The following is a 21263-nucleotide window of genomic DNA, read 5'->3' as shown; positions in this document are numbered from 1 at the left end:
CGGCGGAGACCACCACGGTGTGGGACACCCCGGGGGTGTTGTCCACGAAATTGGTGATCAGCCAGTTCAGGTTCTGTGCGGCCTGGCTCATCTGATTCAACTCAACGCTCCTGATGCTCTGCGCCGTTGCCGTCGGTCCGGCCACCGAAACTATCGAATCCGCCCTGCTGGGCACCATGCTGGAAGCCCGACGGGTTGGTCTGCTCGGCCCCGGCGCGGCGACCCTGCTGGATGCCGCGGCGCAGGTTGGTGAGCCGGCCGCGGACCTCCTCGGGTGCCCGGGAGACCTGCGGACCGGTCATCGGCGAGGCCTCGGCGGTACCGGAGACCAGGTTGGCCTGCGGGGTCCGCCGGGGGAGACCGGACATGGTGACACCGTTGGTCGAGGGCTCGCGGACCTGCTCGGCCCGGCGCCAGCGCTCGTCGTTCGCGGACGGGCGCCACGGGGCGTCGCCGGGGCCGGGCTGCGGCTGCTGCGGGGGCTGCTGCTGGCCCTGCGGGGCCTGCTGTCCCTGCGGTGCCTGCTGTCCCTGCTGGGGCTGGCGGGCCTGCGGGGCCTGGCCATGCTGCTGGAGGTCCGGGGCGGAGGTGCCGGGCCGGCGCGGCTGGTACGTCCGCTGCCGCGCCTGCTGCTGGCCCTGCTGGCCGGCGTCCTGCGGCTGCCACGGCTGGTCGGCCGCGCCCTGGGACGGACCGGTCGGCAGCGCCATCGGCTCCGGACGGACCGGCTCCTGACGGACCTGCTCGGGGCGCACCTGCTCCGGACGCGCCGGGTTCGGCACGTTCGGCAGCACCGGCTCCACCAGACCGAGGCCCAGCGGGTCGCGCGGGTCGATCTGGCTGGCCTCGAAACGGGGCCGGGCGAGCTGCTGGGTGCTCTCCAGCGGGGCCGGCTCGGCCGCGGGCAGCGGCTGGGGCTGCTGCTGCGGGGGCAGCTGCGGCTGGCGGTCGCGCTGCGGCATGTCCGGTCCGGGGCGCTGCGGGCGGCGCTGGCCCTGCGGCCCGGGGCGGCCCTGCGGCGCACCCGGGCCCTGCGGACCGGGCTGGCCCTGGCCGGGCTGGCCCTGACCCTGCGGACCGGGCTGGCCCTGCGGACCGCCCTGGCCCTGCGGGACCGGCCGGCGCTGCGGCAGCCCGTCCTGCGGACGGTTGCCCGGGCGGGCGCCCTGCTGCGGCGAACCCGGCCGACCCGGCCGGCCGTGCTGCGGCTGCTCGCCGGTGCGGGGGCCCGGAGCGCCCTCGAACTCGCCGTTCGGGCGCGGACGCTCCTGGCCGGGGCGGCCCTGGGCGGGCGGCTGCTGGCCGCGGCGGGGCAGGCCGCCGGGGCCGCCCTGGGCCGGGCCCTGGCCGTTGCCGCCGCGCTGCGGCAGGCCGCCCTGCGGGGCCTGCTGGGACTGCGGGGCCTGCTGGCCCGGGCCCTGGCGGTTGGCGCCGCGCTGCGGCAGGCCGCCCTGCGGCAGGCCGCCCTGCGGGGCCTGCTGGGGCTGCTGCCCCTTGCCCTGCGGGATCGGGTTCTCGCGCAGCGACTGACCGGCCTGACGGGTCGGCAGACCGCCCGCGCGGCCGCCGGGCGCACCCGGGCCGGCCGGCGCACCGGGGCCACCCGGCGCGGCCGGACCGCCCTGACCGAGCTGCGGACGGCCGCCCTGCGGGGCGCCGGCCTGGCCCTGGCCGAGCGCGGCCGGGCCGCCCTGGCCGGGCGGCACCTGGCGCTGCTGGCGCGGCGTCGGGGCGACCCCGCGCTGCTGCTTGGCCTGCGCGGAGCCGGGGCGGGCGGCGCCGCGGCGGTCGGCGGAGGTGGTGACGTCCACCGGGAGCATGACGAGCGCGGTGGTGCCACCGGAGTCGCTGGGGCGCAGCTGGATGCGGATGCCGTGTCGCAGGGACAGGCGGCCGACCACGAAGAGGCCCATGCGGCGGGAGACGGAGACGTCCACCGTCGGCGGGTTGGCGAGGCGCTCGTTGATGTCCGCGAGGTCGTCGGGGCTCAGGCCGATGCCGGTGTCGTGGATCTCGACCAGCACGCGGCCGTCGGGCAGCGCGTGGCCGGTGACCCGGACGCGGGTCTGCGGGCTGGAGAACGAGGTGGCGTTCTCGAGCAGCTCGGCGAGGAGGTGGACGAGGTCGTTGACGACGCGGCCGGCGACCTCGGCCGACGGCACGGTGGCGAGCTCGATGCGCTCGTACTGCTCCACCTCGGAGGCGGCGGCGCGGAGCACGTCGACCAGCGGGACGGGCCTGGTCCAGCGGCGGCCCGGGTCCTCACCGGCGAGGACGAGGAGGTTTTCGCCGTTGCGGCGCATACGGGTCGCGAGGTGGTCCAGCTTGAAGAGGTTGGCCAGCTGGTCCGGGTCCGCCTCGCGGCTCTCCAGCTCGGAGATGAGCGACAGCTGGCGCTGGATGAGGCCCTGGCTGCGGCGGGAGAGGTTGGTGAACATCGCGTTGATGTTGCCTCGCAGGAGGGCCTGCTCGGCGGCGAGGCGTACGGCCTCGCTGTGCACCATGTCGAACGCGTGCGCCACGTGGCCGATCTCGTCGGTCGAGTCGACGGCGACCGGCTCGACCGTGGTGTCGACGTCGTGCGGGTCGCTCTCGGAGAGGGTCTTGACCAGCTCGGGCAGGCGGCGCTCGGCGACGTCCTCGGCCGCGGCCTGCAGGCGGGTCAGCGAGCGCACCATCGAGCGGGCGATCAGACCGGCGCCACCGAGGGCGACGAGCAGCACGAGGGCGACGGCGGCACCGATGATGATGGCCTCGGTGTCGGCCTGGGACTGCAGGTCCTGGGCCTTTCCGTCGAGGTCCTCGATGAGCTTGGACTCGATCCGGCGCTCGGCGGTGATCTTGGCGCTGGCCTTCTCGTACCAGTCCTTGTAGGTCACCGGGTCGGTCTGGTGGATACCGCTCTGCTGGAGGATCGAGCGCGCGTAGCGGTCGGCGTCGGCGACCACCGAGTTGTAGCTGAGCTGGCCGCGCAGGTTGTCCAGGTCGTGCGCGGTGTAGATGTTGTTGAAGCTGGTGAGCGCGTTGTCGTAGGAGGCGCGCAGGCGGATGCCGAAGGACTCGTCGCTCAGGCTGAGGTCGGGGCCCTTGGGGTTGGCGAGCGCGGCGCTGATCAGGGCGCGCTGCTGCGAGGTGGCGTTCTTGGCGAGCGAGAACTGCTGGAGCGCACGGGTCGCGACGACCAGGTCCTTGTTGTTCGACGCGAGCGCGATGTCCTGGGTGATGGAGAGCAGGTCGCGGATGATCACGTCGTAGGCGGTGATCGTCGACTGGATGTTCTGGTTGTTCTGGTACGGCGTGTTGCGCGCGTCGGAGATCGAGTTCAGGTCCTTGCGGATCTGGAAGAGCAGCGCCTTGCCGCCGGAGAGCTCGAGGTTCTCGAACTTGTCCGAGGACGCGGTGAAGGTGCGGCTGAGGTCGTCCGTCTCCTTGCGGGCGGTGACGATGTCGTCGTCGAGCGGGTCGTTGGGGCGCGCGGTGATCGGGCCCGCGCTGATGTCGCGTTCCTTCTGCAGCGCGTCCGCGAGGTTGGTCGCCTTCTTGGCCAGGTCGGAGAGGTTGGCCATCTGGGCGAGTTGCTGCGAGGCCTCCATCGAGGTCTGGATCCGCAGGCCACCGAGGACGAGGGAGACCAGGACGGGGAGGGCGAGCAGCGCGATCAGTCGGGTCCGGATGCGCCAGTTGCGCATCGCGAGCCGGCTCAGACCGGTGGCGCGGCGCCTGGTCAGGGTCGTCCGGAGTTTGTCCCGGGTGGACTTGCGCTCCTGGCCGTCGCCGTCCGGGCGGCCGGGGGCCTCGGGCGCCACCGGCTCGGCCGGGCCGCCGGGGGCCGCCGCCTGCTGGGGGGCTGCCACAGGCTCACGCGACTCCGGGTTTCCCGCGGCGCCGCTACCCCTTTTGAAACGTCCCTGCACTGGCGTCGCAACCTCTGGACCGGGCGTCCCACCGCGTCGCCGCGGCCTGGACGGTGTCGAGTTTCCATCCGCTCCCCGGCCGGTCCGGGTGAGCGGGTCACCGGGGTGGACTTCTCCCTACCCACGGTCCGTGGCATTCCAGCACAGCCGGGGAATCCCAACAAGGGCCGCCAGGGCACACCTCCCGGCGCTACCGACCGCGTGCGCGGTCTCACTGACTGTGCGGTAACCGGACCGGAATACCGCCTTTTTCGGACACTCGCCGGATACATGCCAAGCGAGCCCTAGATCGAAAAGAGTCACAGACCTTCCGGAATGCCCGGAATCTGCCGTATGTCGGGAAATTCCGATGCGGCGATATGTCGGATATCTGCATTTTGCTCATGAATTTGTGAGCAAAATCACAGCCGTATGTATAGCTTTGGTCACGGTGCCTGTGGAATGAGATCTCGTAACCTGGGCTGTCTCCGGAGCACGGCCCCGATCAGCCTGCCCAGAACCCCTCCGAATCAATCGGAATCACTCAGGCCGGTGCCGATCCGCCGCGATCCCCGGCCGCTACCACGAGGTGCTCTCGATGTCCCTGGCGAAGAAGAAGGCCACCCAGTCCACGCTGTCCTGCGGCTCCACGGCGAACCCGCGCCGCACGACGCTGGCCTCGGTCGCGGACTTCGCCGCGATCCCGGGCGCCCGCAAGCCCGAGGACGTCGTCACGTACGCCACCGAGCTGCCGACCAGCACGGCCAACCCGCGCCGCACCCAGCTGATGGTCGCCCCGGTCGTCGCCGTCCCGCAGGACTGACCGGACCGCGCCCGGACCGGGCGCCGCGGCCACCCTCCGGGGGCGGCCGCGGCGCCCGTTCGCGCTTCCCGGGGCCGCACCCGCGGCTTCCGCCCCGACCGGGCTGAACAGGGGCAAAGCGGCCCGCCGGGGCCGCGCGCGATAGCCTGGACGACGATTGACGGGACCGCGCCCACCACGGGCGGGGCGCCCACCAGCGCCCGGGCGCGCCCCGGGCGGCCGACGAAGCGAGGGGTAGCCCAGCCGTGCGCATTGCCAGGTTTTCCGTCCGGGAAGGGAGCCCTGCCGCCGGCAGCGTCTCCTTCGGCGTCGTGGAGGGCGATCCCTCCCAGCCCGACTCGCTGGTCGTCCACGCGCTGGCCGGCCACCCGTTCGGCCAGCCCCAGCCCACCGGCGAGAGCTACCGCTTCCAGGACGTCCGGCTGCTCAGCCCGATGCTCCCCAACAAGATCGTGGCCGTCGGCCGCAACTACGCGGCGCACGCGGCCGAGCTGGGCCACGACGTCCCGGACCTCCCGCTCACCTTCTTCAAGCCGTCGACCTCGGTGATCGGCCCGACCGAGAACATCGCGTACCCGCCGTTCTCCTCGGACGTCCACCACGAGGCCGAACTCGCCGTGGTGATCGGCCGGATGTGCCGCGAGGTGCCGCTGGACCGGGTGCCCGAGGTGATCCTCGGCTACACCTGCGCCAACGACGTCACCGCGCGGGACGTCCAGCAGCGCGAGGGCCAGTGGGCCCGGGCCAAGGGCTTCGACACCTCCTGCCCGCTGGGCCCGTGGATCGAGACCGACGTGGACCCGGCCGACCTGGCCGTCACCTGCACGGTCAACGGCGAGCTCCGGCAGGCCGGCCGCACCTCCCAGATGGTCCGCTCGGTCGCCGAGCTGATCGTCCACGTCTCCGAGGCCATGACGCTGCTGCCCGGCGACGTCATCCTCACCGGCACGCCCGCAGGGGTGGGCCCGCTCAACGTCGGCGACGAGGTCGCCGTCTCCATCGAAGGCATCGGCACTCTCACCAACAAGGTGATCAAGCGTGGCTAACTCAAACCCGGCCGTCCGGGTTCGCTTCTGTCCGTCCCCGACCGGGAACCCGCACGTGGGCCTGGTCCGCACCGCCCTCTTCAACTGGGCCTTCGCCCGCCACAACGGCGGCACGCTGGTCTTCCGGATCGAGGACACCGACTCGGCCCGCGACTCCGAGGAGTCGTACGAGCAGCTGCTGGACGCCATGCGCTGGCTGGGCTTCGACTGGGACGAGGGCCCGGAGATCGGCGGCCCGCACGAGCCGTACCGCCAGTCCCAGCGGATGGACATCTACGCCGACGTCGCCCGCCGCCTGCACGAGGCCGGCCACGCGTACCACTGCTACTGCAGCACCGAGGAGCTGGACGCCCGCCGCGAGGCCGCCCGTGCGGCCGGCAAGCCCTCCGGCTACGACGGCCACTGCCGCGACCTGACCGACGAGCAGGTCGCGGTCTACAAGCTGGAGAAGCGCGAGCCGATCCTGCGCTTCCGGATGCCCGACCGCACCATCAGCTTCGACGACCTGGTGCGCGGCACGCTCACCTTCGAGCCGGAGAACGTGCCGGACTACGGCATCGTCCGGGCCAACGGCGCGCCGCTGTACACCCTGGTCAACCCGGTGGACGACGCCCTGATGGGCATCACCCACGTGCTGCGCGGCGAGGACCTGCTGTCCTCCACCCCGCGGCAGATCGCGCTGTACGCCGCGCTCGCCGAGATCGGCGTCGGCGACGGCGGCACCCCGCGCTTCGGCCACCTGCCGTACGTCATGGGCGAGGGCAACAAGAAGCTCTCCAAGCGCGACCCGCAGGCCTCGCTCAACCTGTACCGCGAGCGCGGCTTCATCCCCGAGGGCCTGCTCAACTACCTGTCCCTGCTGGGCTGGTCGCTGGCCGAGGACCGGGACCTCTTCGGCGTGGACGAGCTGGTCGCCGCCTTCGACATCGCCAAGGTGAACGCCAACCCGGCCCGCTTCGACCTGAAGAAGTGCGAGGCGATCAACGCCGAGCACGTCCGCCGGCTGGCCCCGGAGGACTTCGTCCGCCGCCTGGTGCCGTACCTGCAGGCCCCCGGCCTGCTGCCGGCCGAGCCGACGGCCGAGCAGCTGGACCTGCTCGCGAAGATCGCGCCGCTCACCCAGGAGCGGATGGTCGTGCTGAGCGAGATCGTGAACATGGCCGGCTTCCTGTTCGTCGACCCGGCCGACTTCACCGTCGACCCGGACGACGCCGCCAAGGCGCTGACCGCCGACTCCCGCCCGGTGCTGGAGGCCAGCGTCAAGGCGCTGGAGGCGCTCGGCGACTTCAGCCCGGAGCCGATCCAGGCCGCGCTGCGCGAGGCGCTGGTGGACGGGCTGGGCATCAAGCCCAAGTTCGCGTTCACCCCGCTGCGGGTGGCCGTCACCGGCCGCCGCGTCTCCCCGCCGCTGTTCGAGTCGATGGAGCTGCTCGGGCGCCCCGAGACGCTGCGCCGGCTGAACGCCGCCCTGGAGGCGCTCCCGGCCGCCTGAGCGGGTCGTGGAGCAGGTCGCGGGCCCGGCTTCGTGCCGGGCCCGCGGCGTACCCGGACGTCACCGGACGGCCGCCCGGCGGCTGCCTGGGGTTATCGATTTTGGAGCCAGGGCAGACGTCGGGTAATGTTCTTTCTGCGCCGCCCGGGAGGGAACGGACGAGGGAGCGAAAGCCCCCCGGCCGGGACCGAACGAGAGGCGCAACGCCTGAGAAGATCCCGACGAGGGTTCAACTCTGGTGGGGTATGGTGTAATTGGCAGCACGAGTGATTCTGGTTCATTTAGTCTAGGTTCGAGTCCTGGTACCCCAGCGCAGTACGCAAGTGCCGCAGTATAAATGAAGATCAAGCCCCCGTTGTGTAGCGGCCTAGCACGCTGCCCTCTCACGGCAGTAGCGCCGGTTCGAATCCGGTCGGGGGTACGGATCCCGCAAGGGATCACCTGGAAAGCCCCCGTTGTGTAGCGGCCTAGCACGCTGCCCTCTCACGGCAGTAGCGCCGGTTCGAATCCGGTCGGGGGTACGGATCCCGCAAGGGATCGCCAGGAAGCCCCCGTTGTGTAGCGGCCTAGCACGCTGCCCTCTCACGGCAGTAGCGCCGGTTCGAATCCGGTCGGGGGTACTTCAGAGCAGGAAGCCGGTGGGTCACCCCATCGGCCCTTGCTTTGTGTTGGGGTATGGTGTAATTGGCAGCACGAGTGATTCTGGTTCATTTAGTCTAGGTTCGAGTCCTGGTACCCCAGCCAGAAAAGGAAGGCCCCGGTTCCCGGGGTCTTTTTGCATTTCCGGACGGGGCTCCGCTCCGGACGGGGTTCCGCAATTCCCCGCGGGGCCCGGAACGGCCGAAGGGCCCCGCTCCACGAGCGGGGCCCTTCCCGGTGTTCCGGGGTGATCAGCTGCGGCGGAGGGCCTCGGTCAGCCGGTTCGCGGCCTCGATGATGGCCTGGGCGTGCAGCCGGCCCGGGTGGCGGGTCAGCCGCTCGATCGGGCCGGAGACCGAGACGGCGGCCACCACCCGGTTGGAGGGGCCGCGCACGGGAGCGGAGACGGACGCGACGCCCGGCTCCCGCTCGCCGATCGACTGGGCCCAGCCGCGCCGCCGGACGCCGCTGAGGGCGGTGGCGGTGAAGCGGGCGCCCTGGAGGCCGCGGTGCAGCCGCTCGGGCTCCTCCCAGGCCAGCAGGACCTGGGCGGCCGAGCCGGCCTTCATCGGCAGGGTGCTGCCGACCGGGACGGTGTCCCGCAGGCCGGAGAGCCGCTCGGCGGCGGCTACGCAGATCCGCATCTCGCCCTGGCGGCGGTAGAGCTGTGCGCTCTCGCCCGTGACGTCGCGCAGGTGGGTCAGGACCGGGCCCGCGGTGGCGAGCAGCCGGTCCTCGCCCGCCGCGGCGGAGAGTTCGGAGAGACGGGGGCCGAGGATGAAGCGCCCCTGCATGTCCCTGGTGACCAGACGGTGGTGTTCGAGTGCGACGGCGAGTCTGTGGGCCGTGGGGCGCGCCAGACCGGTGGCGGCGACCAGCCCCGCCAACGTGGCGGGGCCCGACTCCAGTGCGCTGAGCACCAGAGCGGCCTTGTCGAGAACGCCGACGCCGCTAGAGTTGTCCATGCGCTAAGACTGCAGTCTCAGTCCGCGAGACGCAAGTTCAATCTTCCGGGAAAAGCGCCACTCTGGATGCAGCAGCCCGGGAGACATCCAGGATGCGGCCTCACCAAGGTGTCCGCATCGTGGACAGCGATCCGGCGTGCAGGTCGCGCGGACCGTGCCCCCTACAGGGTGGCGGCAACTTCGACCTCGACGACACGAGAAGGCCGGCAACGCGGCCGGCTGGAGGGAATCCGATGGGACGGACACTCGCAGAGAAGGTCTGGGACGACCACGTCGTGCGGCGCGCGGAGGGGGAGCCCGACCTGCTCTTCATCGACCTGCACCTGCTCCACGAAGTGACCAGCCCGCAGGCCTTCGACGGGCTGCGGCTGGCCGGGCGGAAGGTCCGCCGCACCGATCTGACGATCGCGACCGAGGACCACAACACCCCCACCCTCGACATCGACAAGCCCATCGCCGACCCGGTCTCGAAGGTCCAGCTGGAGACCCTGCGCCGCAACGCCGCCGAGTTCGGCGTCCGGATCCACTCGCTCGGCGACGTCGAGCAGGGCGTCGTGCACGTGGTCGGCCCCCAGCTGGGCCTGACCCAGCCCGGCATGACCGTGGTCTGCGGCGACTCCCACACCTCCACCCACGGCGCCTTCGGCGCGCTGGCGTTCGGCATCGGCACCAGCCAGGTCGAGCACGTGCTGGCGACCCAGACCCTGCCGCTGGCACCGTTCCGGACGATGGCGATCACCGTCGAGGGCGAGCTGCCCGAGGGCGTCACCGCCAAGGACCTGATCCTGGCCGTCATCGCCAGGATCGGCACCGGCGGCGGCCAGGGGTACGTCCTGGAGTACCGCGGTTCGGCGATCCGGGGCCTGTCCATGGAGGCCCGGATGACCATCTGCAACATGTCGATCGAGGCGGGCGCCCGGGCCGGCATGATCGCCCCGGACGAGACCACCTTCGCCTACCTCAAGGACCGTCCGCACGCCCCGCAGGGCGAGGACTGGGACGCGGCCGTCGCGTACTGGGAGACCCTGGGCACCGACGAGGACGCGGTCTTCGACCACGAGATCTTCATCGACGCCGCCGAGCTGACCCCGTTCGTCACCTGGGGCACCAACCCCGGCCAGGGCGCCCCGCTGGGCTCCCGGGTACCGGACCCGGCCTCCTTCGCCGACCCGCAGGAGCGGACGGCCGCCGAGAACGCCCTGGCCTACATGGGCCTGGAGGCCGGCACCCCGCTGCGCGAGGTCAAGGTCGACGCGGTCTTCGTGGGCTCCTGCACCAACGGGCGGATCGAGGACCTGCGCGCCGCCGCCGCCGTGCTGGAGGGCCGCCGGATCGCGGACGGGGTGCGGATGCTGGTCGTCCCCGGCTCCGTCCGGGTCGCCCTGCAGGCCGTCGAGGAGGGCCTGGACAAGGTGTTCACCGCGGCCGGCGCCGAGTGGCGGCACGCGGGCTGCTCGATGTGCCTGGGCATGAACCCCGACCAGCTCGCCCCCGGCGAGCGCTGCGCCTCCACCTCGAACCGCAACTTCGAGGGCCGGCAGGGCAAGGGCGGCCGCACCCACCTGGTCTCCCCGCAGGTCGCCGCGGCGACCGCCGTCCTGGGCCGCCTGGCCGCCCCTTCCGACCTGACCAGCACCGTGGCTGTGGAGGCCTGAGAACCATGGAGAAGTTCACCACCCACACCGGCCGGGCCGTCCCGCTGCGCCGCTCCAACGTGGACACCGACCAGATCATCCCGGCGCACTGGCTGAAGAAGGTCACCCGCTCCGGCTTCGAGGACGGCCTGTTCGAGGCCTGGCGCAAGGACGAGTCGTTCATCCTCAACCGGCCCGAGCGCCAGGGGGCCACCGTGCTGGTGGCCGGCCCCGAGTTCGGCACCGGCTCCTCCCGCGAGCACGCCGTCTGGGCGCTGCAGAACTACGGCTTCCACGCGGTCATCTCGTCCCGCTTCGCCGACATCTTCCGGGGCAACTCCCTGAAGAACGGCCTGCTGACGGTGGTCCTCCCGCAGGAGACCGTGGAACAGCTCTGGGCGCTCACGGAGAGTGACCATTCGGCCGAGATCACCGTCGACCTGGAGGCCCGCGAAGTGCGCGCCGAAGGCGTCACGGCCTCCTTCGAACTGGACGACAACGTCCGGTGGCGGCTGCTCAACGGGCTGGACGACATCAGCATCACGCTGCAGAACGAGGCCGACATCGCGGCCTTCGAGACCACCCGTCCCGCCTTCAAGCCCCGTACTCTGCCGGTGGCCTGAGATCCCCTCAGAACAAGCATTCTGACGATCCGCCGGATGGCCCGCCTCCCCTTCGGGGGGGCGGGCCATCCGCCGTTCCGGAGCACGAGTTACCGCCGGGGCCCGCCCCGGATTGCCCATTTGGCTTTGCCGGAGAGGGCCCCGCGCAAGTACAACTGCGGGTAGATGGCACAATCAGTACATGCACCGGCACCATGAACCTCCGTACGCGGGCGGCGAACCCGCGGCCCCGGAGTCCGTGGGCCGGGGATCCGAACGCCGAATTGACGATCGGCCGGACGTCACCTCCGCACCAGCTGAGGGGCCGGACGACCAGGAAGTCGCAGCGCTCTACGCGCTTGTGGCCGAGCGGTTGAAGCAAGCTCACGCCCGCGTGCATGCGCTGAACGTGTCTGCCGATGCAAAGACCGCTCTCACCCGTCAACTCCTCATCGTCACCGAGACCGCCAAGCGCGATCTTCCGGAGGCGGCAAGGCGGTTGAGTCGCTTTGTACATGACCTCGACGAGGGGCGCCCGCCCGTCGCCTGAGGTCGCCGACGCGCAAATCCATTGCGACACTAGGGTGATTCGCGCGTTTGGTAATTGAAAGTCCGCAGATACATACCTAACGTGCGAAAAGAACGGATGGAATCATCCGGCGCCCGTTTCCGAAGGGGAAGACGTGAACAAGGCTCAGCTTGTCGAAGCGGTGGCCGAGCAGCTGGGCGGTCGCAAGGCTGCCGCAGAGGCCGTCGACGCAGTGCTCGACACCATGGTCCGCGCCGTTGTGGCCGGTGACCGTGTCTCGGTCACCGGGTTCGGCACCTTCGAGAAGGTGGAGCGCTCCGCGCGCTTCGCCCGCAACCCGCAGACCGGCGAGAAGGTCAAGGTCAAGAAGACCTCGGTGCCCCGCTTCCGTCCCGGCCAGGGCTTCAAGGACCTGGTCAGCGGCAGCAAGAAGCTGCCGAAGGAAGGCCCCTCGGTGAAGAAGGCCCCCAAGGGTTCCCTCACCCCGGGCAAGAGCGGCGTCGCAGCCACCCCGGCCGCCAAGCGCGCGGCCACCAAGCGTGCCGCCACGGCCGCGAAGACCACCGCCGCGAAGACCGCCGCCGCTCCGGCCGCGACCAAGAAGGCCGCCGCGAAGAAGGCGACCACCACGGCCGCCGCCAAGAAGACCACGGCCACCGCCGCCAAGACGACGGCCGCCGCGGCGAAGAAGGCGACCGCCACCAAGAAGGCGACCACCGCCGCCGCGAAGAAGACCTCCGCGGCCGCGACCAAGAAGTCGGCCGCCACCGCCGCCAAGAAGGCGACCACCACGGCCGCCGCCAAGAAGACCACCACCGCCGCCGCCAAGAAGGCCACCGCCACGGCCAAGAAGACGGCTCCGGCGAAGAAGACCGCCACCCGCAAGACCACCGCGCGCAAGACCACTGCCAAGTAGTCCCGCCCGGCGGTCCCCGGACGGCCTCCGGCCTTCGGCCCTGAGCCGCGGCACCCCCCTCCGTGACGCACGGGGAACGGGTCGCCGCGGCTCTCTCGGTTTCCGGGCGCTCAGTCGGCAATCCGGGGCGGCCGTCGGCCGGGCCGCGGGTCGGCGGGGCCGCTCAGCCGTCGGTTGGGTCCGGGAAGGTCTGGAGCGTCAGGAAGACCACCCGGCGGGTGCCGCCGTCGCCCTCGGTGCGGATCCGCACCCGCTGGCCGGGGCGCAGCAGCCGCAGGCCGCCGGCGTCGAAGGCGGCCGCGTCGAACGGCACCGGGGTCCCGTCGTCGAGCAGCACGGAGCCGGCCCGGGTGGCGGGGTCGAAGGTGAACGCGGTGGCCTGCATGCCAGCAGCATATCGAGCGGCACCGACAGTCCCGGGGCTTGTCCGTCGATCGGCGCGCCCGCCGGTCGCCGTCAGGCGGGAGCCGCCGGCAGGCCCGGCCCCGGGGCGTGCCCCAGGCGGGCGAAGAGCGGGCCGGTGTGCGGGCCGAGGCCGAGTGCCGCGGCCTCGTCCAGGTCCGTGCCGGTGTCCACGTCGCGGCGCACCGACTCCACGCCCGCCAGGCGCAGTTCGAGCGCCCCGCCGGCCGCGTGCCGGGCCCGGGAGCCGTCCCCGAAGGCGGGGGCGAGCGGACGGCCGGGGGTGCAGGCCAGCAGGGTGGTGCCGAAGCCGGGGGAGTCCGGCAGGAAGGCCCGGCCGTCGGGCGGCACCGCCCCCAGGACCCGGGCCAGTTCGGCCGGGCGCAGGGCCGGCAGGTCCGCCGAGAGGACGGCCAGCGGCGAGCGCGGGGCGAGCGACCGGGCGGCGGAGGCGCCGTGCGCCAGCGCCGCGTTGAGGCCGCCGCCGGGTTCGTCGGCGACCACCCGTGCGCCGAGCGCCGCCAGCCGGGCGCCGGCCGAGGCGTCCCGGGTGACCACCAGGACGTGGGCGACGCCCGGGGTGGCCAGCGCGGCGGTGACGGTGTCGAGCGCGAAGGACAGTGCGAGGACCGCCCGGTGCACTCCGGCGTACGGGGCCAGTCGGCTCTTCGCCAGCGCGAGCGGCTTGAGCGGCAGTACGAGCGACCAGCCGGCGGCGGGTGCGGCGGGTGCGGCGGGCGCGACGGGCCCGCTGGGGCGTACGGTGTCCTGGGTCATCGGCGTCATTGTGACGCCGGTCCCGGAGCCCTCGCCAGGCCGTCCGAGCTGTGCGGACGTGCGTTTGATCACGCCTGCCGGGCGCGTTGGCGCGGTCGCTCGACAGCCGGTGAGCAGCCGGGCGACACTGGTCCGCGCCCGCGGCCCGGGCGCCGGTCCACACCGGTGCGCGGCACCGGGAGGCCATGACCGCGGCACCCCACGTGCCGCACGGAAAGAGGAGGAGCCGGGGTGGCCCGCCGCTCGTACGCCAAGTTCGGCAACGCCGACTACGGCATCTGGTACCGCTTCGCGGCCGTGCTGGTGAAGCCGGTGACGACCGCCCTGGTGAAGCCCGACTGGCGGGGCTGGGAGCACCTTCCGAAGGAAGGCGGCTTCATCGCCGCGGTGAACCACAATTCGATCATCGACCCGGTGATCTACGCGCACTGGCAGTACAACAGCGGGCGTCCGCCGCGCATTCTCGGCAAGTCCTCGCTGTTCTCGATTCCCTTCATCGGATTCATGCTGCGCAAGACCGGCCAGATTCCGGTGTTCCGCGAGTCCACCGACGCCGCGCAGGCGTTCCGGGCCGCCATCGACGCCGTCGACAACGGCCAGTGCGTGCAGTTCTACCCGGAGGGAACGCTCACCCGGGACCCGGACCTGTGGCCGATGACCGGCAAGAGCGGCGTCGCCCGGGTCGCGCTGATGACCGGGGCGCCGGTCATCCCCGTCGCGCACTGGGGCGCGCACGAGATCATCCCGCCGTACGGCCGGGCCGGCTACGGGAAGGGCAGGTTCAACCTCTTCCCGCGGCACCGGGTCACGGTGGCCGCCGGGCCCCCGGTGGACCTGAGCCGCTACCAGGGCCAGGAGCTGACCGCCCAGGTGCTCAACGACGCCACCGAGGACATCATGGCGGCGATCACCGAGGTGCTGGCCGGCATCCGCGGCGAGGAGCCGCCCGCCGAGCGCTTCGACATGCGCAAGGCCGCCCGGCAGCGGGCCGCCGCGGCCGTGGCCGAGCGCCGGCGCGCCAAGGGCGGCGACGGCGTCGAGGAGGCCGGCCGGTGACCCGGGTCGCAGTGTTCGGGACGGGGTCCTGGGGGACCGCCTTCGCGATGGTGCTGGCGGACGCGGGCTGCGAGGTGACGCTCTGGGGCCGCCGCTGGGAGCTGGTGGACGCGATCCACACCACCCACGAGAACCCGGACTACCTGCCCGGCGTCCGGCTGCCGTCGTCCATCACGGCCACCGTCGACGCCGCCGCGGCGCTGGCCGGGGCCGACTTCGCGGTGCTCGCGGTGCCCTCGCAGACGGTGCGCGACAACCTGGCCGGCTGGGCGTCCCTGATCGAGCCGCAGACCGTCCTGGTCAGCCTCATGAAGGGCATCGAACTCGGCACCGCCAAGCGGATGAGCGAGGTCATCGCCGAGGTCGCCAAGGTCGGACCGGAGCGGGTAGCGGTGGTCAGCGGGCCCAACCTGGCGAAGGAGATCGCCAACCGGCAGCCGGCCGCCAGCGTGGTGGCCTGCGTCGACGAGGCGGTCGCCAAGCGGCTCCAGGCGGCCTGCCACACGCCGTACTTCCGCCCGTACACCAACACCGACGTGGTGGGCTGCGAGCTCGGCGGGGCGGTCAAGAACGTCATCGGCCTGGCGGTCGGCATGGCCGCCGGCATGGGCCTCGGCGACAACACCAAGGCGACGCTGATCACCCGGGGGCTGGCCGAGACCACCCGGCTCGGCGAGGTGCTCGGCGCCGACCCGCACACCTTCGCCGGGCTCGCCGGGATGGGCGACCTGGTCGCGACCTGCTCGTCCCCGCTGTCGCGCAACAACACCTTCGGCATGAACCTGGGCCGGGGCATGTCGCTCGCGGAGACCATCGCGGCCACCCGGCAGACCGCGGAGGGCGTCAAGTCCTGCGAGTCGGTGCTCGACCTGGCCCGGCGCAACGGGGTCGACATGCCGATCGTCGAGGCGGTGGTGGACGTGGTGCACAACGGCCGGCCCACCCAGGAGGCGCTGCAGGCCCTGATGTCCCGCTCGGCGAAGGCCGAACGGCGCTGAGGCGGTGCCGGGGAGGGCGGGCGGCACCGTTCCCGGGGCGGCTGACGTCCCGGAAACACGTCGCACGGTAGTCTCAATCGCGATATGAGCATCGAACAGACCTCCCCGAACCCGTCCGCTGCGAAGCCGCGCGTCGCGCTGGTCTTCGGCGGCCGCAGCTCCGAGCACGCCATCTCGGTCTCCACCGCGGGCAGCGTGCTCAGGGCGATCGACCGCGACACGTACGACGTGCTGCCGATCGGCATCACGCACGAGGGCCGCTGGGCGCTGGCCAGCGACGAGCCCGCCCGGATGGCCATCACCGACGGCGTGCTGCCGGACGTGGCGCACGTCGCCGAGTCCGTGGCCGGCCAGGTCGCGCTGCCGATCGCCCCGGGCGACCGCGAGGTCGTCCTGAGCGAGCCGGGGAGCGCCCCCAAGGCCCTCGGCGAGGTCGACGTCGTCTTCCCGCTGCTGCACGGCCCCTGGGGCGAGGACGGCACCCTGCAGGGCCTGCTGGAGCTCTCCGGCGTGCCGTACGTCGGCAACGGCGTGCTCGCCAGCGCGGTCGGCATGGACAAGGAGTTCACCAAGCGGGTCCTGGCCTCGCACGGCCTGGGCGTCGGCCGGTACACCGTCGTCCGGCCGCGCGAGTGGGAGAGCGAGCAGGGCCGCGCCGCGGTGCGCGAGCGGGCCGCCGAGCTGGGCCTGCCGCTGTTCGTGAAGCCGTGCCGTGCCGGTTCCAGCATGGGCATCACCAAGGTCAAGGACCTGGCCGACCTCGACGCCGCGATCGAGGAGGCCCGCCGCCACGACCCCAAGCTGATCATCGAGGCCGGTGTGACCGGCCGCGAGATCGAGTGCGGCGTCCTGGAGTTCGAGGACGGCCCGCGGGCCAGCGTGCCCGGCGAGATCATGGTCGGCGGCGGCTACGAGTTCTACGACTTCGAGGCCAAGTACATCGACTCCTCCGAGGTGCGCATCCCGGCGGAGCTCGGCGCCGAGGAGACCGCCGAGATCCGCCGCCAGGCGCTGGCCGCGTTCGAGGCGCTGGGCTGCGAAGGCCTGGCCCGGGTGGACTTCTTCCTGCTGGAGGACGGCACCTGGATGATCAACGAGGTCAACACGATGCCCGGCTTCACCCCGATCTCGGCCTTCCCGAAGATGTGGGAGGCCACCGGGGTGTCCTACCCCGAGCTGATCGACCGGCTGCTCCGCGCCGCGCTGGACCGTTCCACCGGTCTGCGGTAGCGGCCCGACCGCGACGACGGAGGGTGGGCCGGGAGGAGTCCAGGCCCACCCTCCGCGGCGTACCGGTCAGCCCGGGACGGTGGCCTTCACCGCGGGGGTGACGGCGGCGGCCGGGTCGAAGGGGTTCTGCGCGGCACCGGCCGGGACGGTCACCTCGACGTAGGCGGCGCGCATCGTCGTCACGAAGCGGTAGCCGCCGTCGGAGAGCCGCTGCGACCACCAGGTGACGTCGTCCACGGTCGGTGACCAGTCCTTGGCGTGCTCGCCGTCCAGCTGTTCGGGGCGGTCGACGCCGCAGCGCAGCACGGTGCGCGGCGAGCCGCCCCACGCCGCCACGTACGGGGACGCGGGGGACGGGTCCTTCCGGGGGTGGCCGAGCAGCTCCTGCGGCAGCGCCGCGGCGAGCGCACGGCAGTACCCGGCCGCCCGGCCGCCCGGGCTGGGCACCGCCACGCTCTCGTCGGGGGAGCTCCAACTCCCCAGCAGCACCACGAGCGTGCAGGTCAGCGCGAGCGGCAGGGCCAGCCAGCGGAGCGGCGCGGGCAGCGCCGCCAGCGCCCGGGTGATGCGGAGTTCTGTGGCCACCCGCCGATGGTAGCCGGGGCTTACAGGTGGACCACCGGACAGGTCAGGGTGCGGGTGATGCCCTCGACCTGCTGGACCTTGGCCACCACCAGGCGGCCCAGGTCGTCCACGGTGTCGGCCTCGGCCCGGACGATCACGTCGTACGGTCCGGTGACGTCCTCGGCCTGGAGCACGCCGGGAATCTTGGAGATCGACTCGGCCACTGCGGTGGCCTTGCCGACCTCGGTCTGGATCAGGATGTATGCCTGTACCACGGGGGCCTCCCGGCGGCCGGTTACGGGGATCGCCGCCGTGATCGCCCGGTCAGGCGTCGGGTGGGACCGGGCTCACCGGCAGTCTGATCACCACGCTACCGCGCGGTGGGCCGGGGAGGGGAGACCCCGACACCCCCGAAGGGCGTACGCTGCGCGCGGGGGAGCGCGACGGGGACCAGTTCTGAGGGAAACGCGAGAGGACGGCAGATGCAGGGGACCGTGGGCGAGCTCGGCGAGTTCGGTCTCATCAGGGAGCTCACCGCCCGGGTGCCGCTCACCGACGCGGTCGACCTCGGCCCGGGTGACGACGCCGCGGTGGTGAAGGCGCCGGACGGCCGGGTGGTGGCCACCACGGACGTCCTGATCGAGAACCGGCACTTCCGCCGGGACTGGTCCACCGCCTACGACGTGGGCCGCAAGGCCGCCGCCCAGAACCTCGCCGACGTGGCCGCGATGGGCGCGGTGCCGACCGCGATACTGCTCGGCCTGGTGGCCCCCGCGGACCTGCCGACCACCTGGGCCACCGAGCTGATGGACGGGCTGCGCGACGAGTGCCAGGTCGCCGGGGCGACGGTGGTCGGCGGCGACGTGGTGCGCGGCGACACCGTCACCCTGGCGATCACGGCGCTCGGCGACCTGCAGGGGCGCGCGGCGGTGACGCGCTCCGGTGCTCAGGTCGGCGACGTGGTCGCGGTGACCGGCTGGCTCGGCTGGTCGGCCGCCGGGCTGACCGTGCTGCAGCGCGGCTTCCGCTCCCCGCGGGCCTTCGTCGAGGCGCACCGCCGGCCCGAGCCGCCGTACCACGCGGGCCCGGCCGCCGCCGAGTTGGGCGCGACCTCGATGATCGACGTGAGCGACGGACTGGTCGCCGACCTCGGCCACGTGGCCCGCGCGAGCGAGGTGGACATCGACCTCAAGGCCGCCGACTTCGACGTCCCGGCGCAGATGGCCGACATCGGCCAGGCCGTCGGCGTGGACCCGCTGGTCTGGGTGCTGTCCGGCGGCGAGGACCACGCGATCGTGGCGACCTTCCCGCGCGGGGTCCAACTCCCCGCCCGCTGGCGGGTGGTGGGCGAGGTGACCGGCCGCCCCCGGGGCAGCCGCAGCGGCCGGGTGACGGTGGACGGCGCACCCTGGGACCGGGTCGGCGGCTGGGACCACTTCGCCGAGTGACGGACGGCGCCGGACGCCCGCGCCGACTCTCCTACGGCGCACGGGGGATGGCGTCCGGACACGGGTGCAGTGGATCGCGCGCCGGACGTGCGGCGGACGGGCTTCGCCGGGGGGTTTTGCGTAGTCTTCCGAGTACCGAGAGTCTTGCGACTACCGGGCCCGCCCGCCGTCCGGCGCGGGTGGTCCGAGCCACTGCGAGCGGGAGCACGTCAACCATGCGCATCGGGGTACTGACCAGCGGCGGCGACTGCCCCGGCCTGAACGCGGTGATCCGCTCCGTGGTGCACCGCGGGACGGACGTGCACGGGGACGAGATCGTCGGCATCGAGGACGGCTTCCTCGGTCTCATCGAGGGGCGCACCCGGCCGGTCTCGCACGACGACGTCACCGGTCTGCTCACCCTCGGCGGCACCATCCTGGGCTCCGCCCGGGTCCAGCGGGACCGGATCGCCTGGGCGGTGGACAACGCCCGCACGCTGGCCCGGGACATCGGCATCGACGCGCTGATCGCGATCGGCGGCGAGGGGACGCTGACCGCGGCCCGGCTGTTCAGCGACGCCGGGCTGCCGGTCGTGGGGGTGCCCAAGACCATCGACAACGACATCGACGCCACCGACGTCACCTTCGGCTTCGACACCGCGGTGCACGTGGCGACCGAGGCGATCGACCGGCTGAAGACCACCGCGGAGTCCCACCAGCGCGTCATGGTCGTCGAGTTGATGGGCCGGCACACCGGCTGGATCACCCTCACCGCGGGCATGGCCGCCGGCGCGCACGGCATCCTCATCCCGGAGAAGCCATTCGACATCGAGGCGGTGGCCCGGATGGTCGAGGACCGGTTCGCCCGCGGCAAGAAGTTCGCCATCATCGCCGTCGCCGAGGGTGCCGCCCCGCAGCCCGGCACCATGCGCTTCGACCACGGCGACGTCGACCAGTTCGGGCACCGGACCTTCGGCGGGATCGGCAACCGGCTCGCCCACGAGCTGGAGGACCTGCTCGGCAAGGAGGCCCGGCCGGTCATCCTCGGGCACACCCAGCGCGGCGGCACCCCGACCGCGCGGGACCGGGTGCTCGCCTCCCGCTTCGGCTGGCACGCGGTCGAGGCCGTCCACAAGGGCGCGTTCGGGCACTTCACCGCGCTGCGCCGGACCGGGATCGAGCTGGTCCCGATCGCCGCCGCGGTGACCAGGCTCAAGACGGTGCCGGAGGACCGCTGGGCGGAATCCGAGGCCGTGCTCTGAACCGCCGGAGGTAGGTTGGCCCCATGGCCCTCCCGTCTCCCGCCCCCGCCCCCGGTCGACCCGCTCCGCACGGCCCCTCCGGCGCCCCGCCCCGCGTCCTCACCGTCGCCGGCTCCGACTCCGGCGGCGGCGCCGGCATCCAGGCAGACCTCAAGGCGATGCTCGCCCTCGGCGTCCACGGCATGAGCGTGATCACCGCCGTCACCGCGCAGAACTCGCTCGGCGTCCAGGGCTACTGGGAACTGCCCGCCGAGGCCGTCCGGGCCCAGTTCCGCAGCGTGGTCGACGACATCGGGGTCCAGGCCGTGAAGACCGGCATGCTCGCCTCGATCGAACTCGTCGAGACCGTCTCCGACCTGCTCGCCGGGGTGGACGCCCCGGTGGTGGTCGACCCGGTCGGCGTCTCCAAGCACGGGGACGCCCTGCTGGCCGCCGAGGCCGTCGCCACCGTCCGCGAGCGGCTGCTGCCGGTCGCCACCCTGGCCACCCCCAACCTGCACGAGGTGACGCAGCTCACCGGCCGGACCGTCGACGACGAGGCCGGGATGCTGGACGCCGCCAGGGCCCTGCTCGACCTCGGGCCGCGCTGGGTGCTGGTCAAGGGCGGCCACCTGGAGGGCGAGGCCGCCGACCTGCTCTACGGCGGCCCCGGCGAGGAGCACTGGTACCGGGCGCCGCGCTACGACAACCGGCACACCCACGGCACCGGCTGCACGCTGGCCAGCGCGATCGCCGCCGGACTGGCCAAGGGGCAGCCGCTGCCCGAGGCGGTCGGCTCGGCCAAGGAGTACATCACCGGCGCGATCGCCGGGGGCTTCGCGCTCGGCGCGGGGATCGGCCCGGTCGACCACGCCTGGCGCTGGCGCTGACCACGGCGGTGGGGGGGGCCCCGGGGCCCCCCCCCCCCGGGGGGGGCCCGGGCCGCAAACAATGAAAGCGCGCCCACCGCCCAAGTGCACGGCGTACACGGGGCCCGAGCCACCCGCGGCCGCCGCCGACGCCACACAA

General features: G+C 72.8%; 19 protein-coding genes, 5 tRNA genes and 1 pseudogene. 18 read left to right on the top strand and 7 right to left on the bottom strand.

The window, feature by feature from the left end; all coding sequences use genetic code 11:
* Both ACIA8Q_RS33495 and ACIA8Q_RS33490 read right to left on the bottom strand, forming a co-directional pair.
* Window positions 1–91 (bottom strand): annotated as a pseudogene (locus ACIA8Q_RS33495) (roadblock/LC7 domain-containing protein); the annotation flags it as partial.
* A gap of 10 nt (window positions 92–101) precedes the next feature.
* The gene (locus ACIA8Q_RS33490; RefSeq protein ID WP_396318282.1) at window positions 102–3854 is read right to left on the bottom strand and encodes a nitrate- and nitrite sensing domain-containing protein; all 3753 of its coding nucleotides are present in this window, start codon (window positions 3852–3854) and stop codon (window positions 102–104) included.
* A 637-nt stretch (window positions 3855–4491) separates the two neighbouring features.
* On the opposite strand from ACIA8Q_RS33490, the gene ACIA8Q_RS33485 reads away from it, so the two are divergent.
* The 8 genes from ACIA8Q_RS33485 to ACIA8Q_RS33450 all read left to right on the top strand — a co-directional run bounded on the left by ACIA8Q_RS33485 (window position 4492) and on the right by ACIA8Q_RS33450 (window position 7998).
* The gene (locus ACIA8Q_RS33485; protein ID WP_360222121.1) at window positions 4492–4716 is read left to right on the top strand and encodes a hypothetical protein; all 225 of its coding nucleotides are present in this window, start codon (window positions 4492–4494) and stop codon (window positions 4714–4716) included.
* Window positions 4717–4961: 245 nt separating this feature from the next.
* Window positions 4962–5762: a fumarylacetoacetate hydrolase family protein gene (locus ACIA8Q_RS33480; protein ID WP_360222118.1), complete on the top strand. Its 801-nt coding sequence runs from the start codon at window positions 4962–4964 to the stop codon at window positions 5760–5762.
* Window positions 5755–7254, top strand: a complete 1500-nt coding sequence (gltX, locus tag ACIA8Q_RS33475) for a glutamate--tRNA ligase (protein WP_360222115.1) — start codon at window positions 5755–5757, stop codon at window positions 7252–7254. Before ACIA8Q_RS33480 ends, gltX begins: the two co-directional genes overlap by 8 nt.
* A gap of 239 nt (window positions 7255–7493) precedes the next feature.
* Window positions 7494–7565 (top strand) — tRNA-Gln (locus ACIA8Q_RS33470).
* Window positions 7566–7602: 37 nt separating this feature from the next.
* Window positions 7603–7675, top strand: a tRNA-Glu gene (locus ACIA8Q_RS33465).
* A gap of 27 nt (window positions 7676–7702) precedes the next feature.
* A tRNA-Glu gene (locus ACIA8Q_RS33460) sits at window positions 7703–7775 on the top strand.
* Window positions 7776–7801: 26 nt separating this feature from the next.
* Window positions 7802–7874: transfer RNA gene (locus ACIA8Q_RS33455), tRNA-Glu, on the top strand.
* 49 nt (window positions 7875–7923) lie between these two features.
* Window positions 7924–7998 (top strand) — tRNA-Gln (locus tag ACIA8Q_RS33450).
* 146 nt (window positions 7999–8144) lie between these two features.
* Here ACIA8Q_RS33450 and ACIA8Q_RS33445 read toward each other — a convergent pair.
* On the bottom strand, window positions 8145–8858 hold the full coding sequence (locus ACIA8Q_RS33445) for an IclR family transcriptional regulator (RefSeq protein WP_030306825.1): 714 nt from the start codon (window positions 8856–8858) through the stop codon (window positions 8145–8147).
* A gap of 233 nt (window positions 8859–9091) precedes the next feature.
* On the opposite strand from ACIA8Q_RS33445, the gene leuC reads away from it, so the two are divergent.
* The 4 genes from leuC to ACIA8Q_RS33425 all read left to right on the top strand — a co-directional run bounded on the left by leuC (window position 9092) and on the right by ACIA8Q_RS33425 (window position 12539).
* On the top strand, window positions 9092–10513 hold the full coding sequence (gene leuC / locus ACIA8Q_RS33440) for a 3-isopropylmalate dehydratase large subunit (RefSeq protein WP_360222112.1): 1422 nt from the start codon (window positions 9092–9094) through the stop codon (window positions 10511–10513).
* Between the two features lie 5 nt (window positions 10514–10518).
* On the top strand, window positions 10519–11115 hold the full coding sequence (gene leuD, locus ACIA8Q_RS33435; protein ID WP_360222109.1) for a 3-isopropylmalate dehydratase small subunit: 597 nt from the start codon (window positions 10519–10521) through the stop codon (window positions 11113–11115).
* Window positions 11116–11296: 181 nt separating this feature from the next.
* Window positions 11297–11644 carry a hypothetical protein gene (locus ACIA8Q_RS33430; RefSeq protein ID WP_396318281.1) on the top strand — a complete coding sequence of 116 codons (348 nt, stop codon included), beginning with the start codon at window positions 11297–11299 and terminating at the stop codon, window positions 11642–11644.
* Window positions 11645–11777: 133 nt separating this feature from the next.
* Complete coding sequence (locus ACIA8Q_RS33425; RefSeq protein WP_396318280.1) at window positions 11778–12539, top strand: HU family DNA-binding protein; 762 nt, start codon at window positions 11778–11780, stop codon at window positions 12537–12539.
* Window positions 12540–12702: 163 nt separating this feature from the next.
* On the opposite strand, the gene ACIA8Q_RS33420 is transcribed toward ACIA8Q_RS33425, so the two are convergent.
* On the bottom strand, window positions 12703–12924 hold the full coding sequence (locus tag ACIA8Q_RS33420) for a hypothetical protein (protein ID WP_360222103.1): 222 nt from the start codon (window positions 12922–12924) through the stop codon (window positions 12703–12705).
* Between the two features lie 71 nt (window positions 12925–12995).
* Entirely contained in the window at window positions 12996–13718 is a 723-nt protein-coding gene (cofC, locus tag ACIA8Q_RS33415; protein WP_360222100.1) for a 2-phospho-L-lactate guanylyltransferase, read from the bottom strand.
* 231 nt (window positions 13719–13949) lie between these two features.
* Here cofC and ACIA8Q_RS33410 point away from each other — a divergent pair, with 231 nt between their 5' ends.
* The 3 genes from ACIA8Q_RS33410 to ACIA8Q_RS33400 all read left to right on the top strand — a co-directional run bounded on the left by ACIA8Q_RS33410 (window position 13950) and on the right by ACIA8Q_RS33400 (window position 17002).
* Window positions 13950–14774 (top strand): lysophospholipid acyltransferase family protein, encoded by an 825-nt coding sequence (locus tag ACIA8Q_RS33410; protein WP_360222097.1) that lies wholly within the window; start codon window positions 13950–13952, stop codon window positions 14772–14774.
* On the top strand, window positions 14771–15772 hold the full coding sequence (locus ACIA8Q_RS33405; protein WP_360222094.1) for an NAD(P)H-dependent glycerol-3-phosphate dehydrogenase: 1002 nt from the start codon (window positions 14771–14773) through the stop codon (window positions 15770–15772). Before ACIA8Q_RS33410 ends, ACIA8Q_RS33405 begins: the two co-directional genes overlap by 4 nt.
* An 84-nt stretch (window positions 15773–15856) precedes the next feature.
* A complete protein-coding gene (locus tag ACIA8Q_RS33400; protein WP_360222091.1) occupies window positions 15857–17002 on the top strand; it encodes a D-alanine--D-alanine ligase family protein in 1146 nt (381 codons plus the stop codon).
* 66 nt (window positions 17003–17068) lie between these two features.
* Here ACIA8Q_RS33400 and ACIA8Q_RS33395 read toward each other — a convergent pair whose 3' ends face one another.
* Together ACIA8Q_RS33395 and ACIA8Q_RS33390 are read right to left on the bottom strand one after the other, a co-directional pair.
* Window positions 17069–17587: a DUF3515 domain-containing protein gene (locus ACIA8Q_RS33395; protein WP_360222088.1), complete on the bottom strand. Its 519-nt coding sequence runs from the start codon at window positions 17585–17587 to the stop codon at window positions 17069–17071.
* Between the two features lie 20 nt (window positions 17588–17607).
* Entirely contained in the window at window positions 17608–17841 is a 234-nt protein-coding gene (locus ACIA8Q_RS33390; protein ID WP_360222085.1) for an Lrp/AsnC ligand binding domain-containing protein, read from the bottom strand.
* Between the two features lie 207 nt (window positions 17842–18048).
* On the opposite strand from ACIA8Q_RS33390, the gene ACIA8Q_RS33385 reads away from it, so the two are divergent.
* The 3 genes from ACIA8Q_RS33385 (at window position 18049) to thiD (ending at window position 21124) form a co-directional block, all read left to right on the top strand.
* Window positions 18049–19014, top strand: a complete 966-nt coding sequence (locus ACIA8Q_RS33385) for a thiamine-phosphate kinase (RefSeq protein ID WP_360222082.1) — start codon at window positions 18049–18051, stop codon at window positions 19012–19014.
* 215 nt (window positions 19015–19229) lie between these two features.
* A complete protein-coding gene (locus ACIA8Q_RS33380; RefSeq protein WP_360222079.1) occupies window positions 19230–20255 on the top strand; it encodes an ATP-dependent 6-phosphofructokinase in 1026 nt (341 codons plus the stop codon).
* Window positions 20256–20278: 23 nt separating this feature from the next.
* Window positions 20279–21124, top strand: a complete 846-nt coding sequence (thiD, locus tag ACIA8Q_RS33375; RefSeq protein ID WP_360222076.1) for a bifunctional hydroxymethylpyrimidine kinase/phosphomethylpyrimidine kinase — start codon at window positions 20279–20281, stop codon at window positions 21122–21124.
* The last annotated feature ends 139 nt before the right edge of the window (window positions 21125–21263 follow it).

Origin of the sequence: Kitasatospora sp. NPDC051705 (assembly GCF_044453265.1) — a bacterium.
Classification (GTDB): domain Bacteria; phylum Actinomycetota; class Actinomycetes; order Streptomycetales; family Streptomycetaceae; genus Kitasatospora.
Note: the sequence above shows the minus strand (reverse complement) of the source record. Positions and strands in the feature narration are given on the sequence as shown.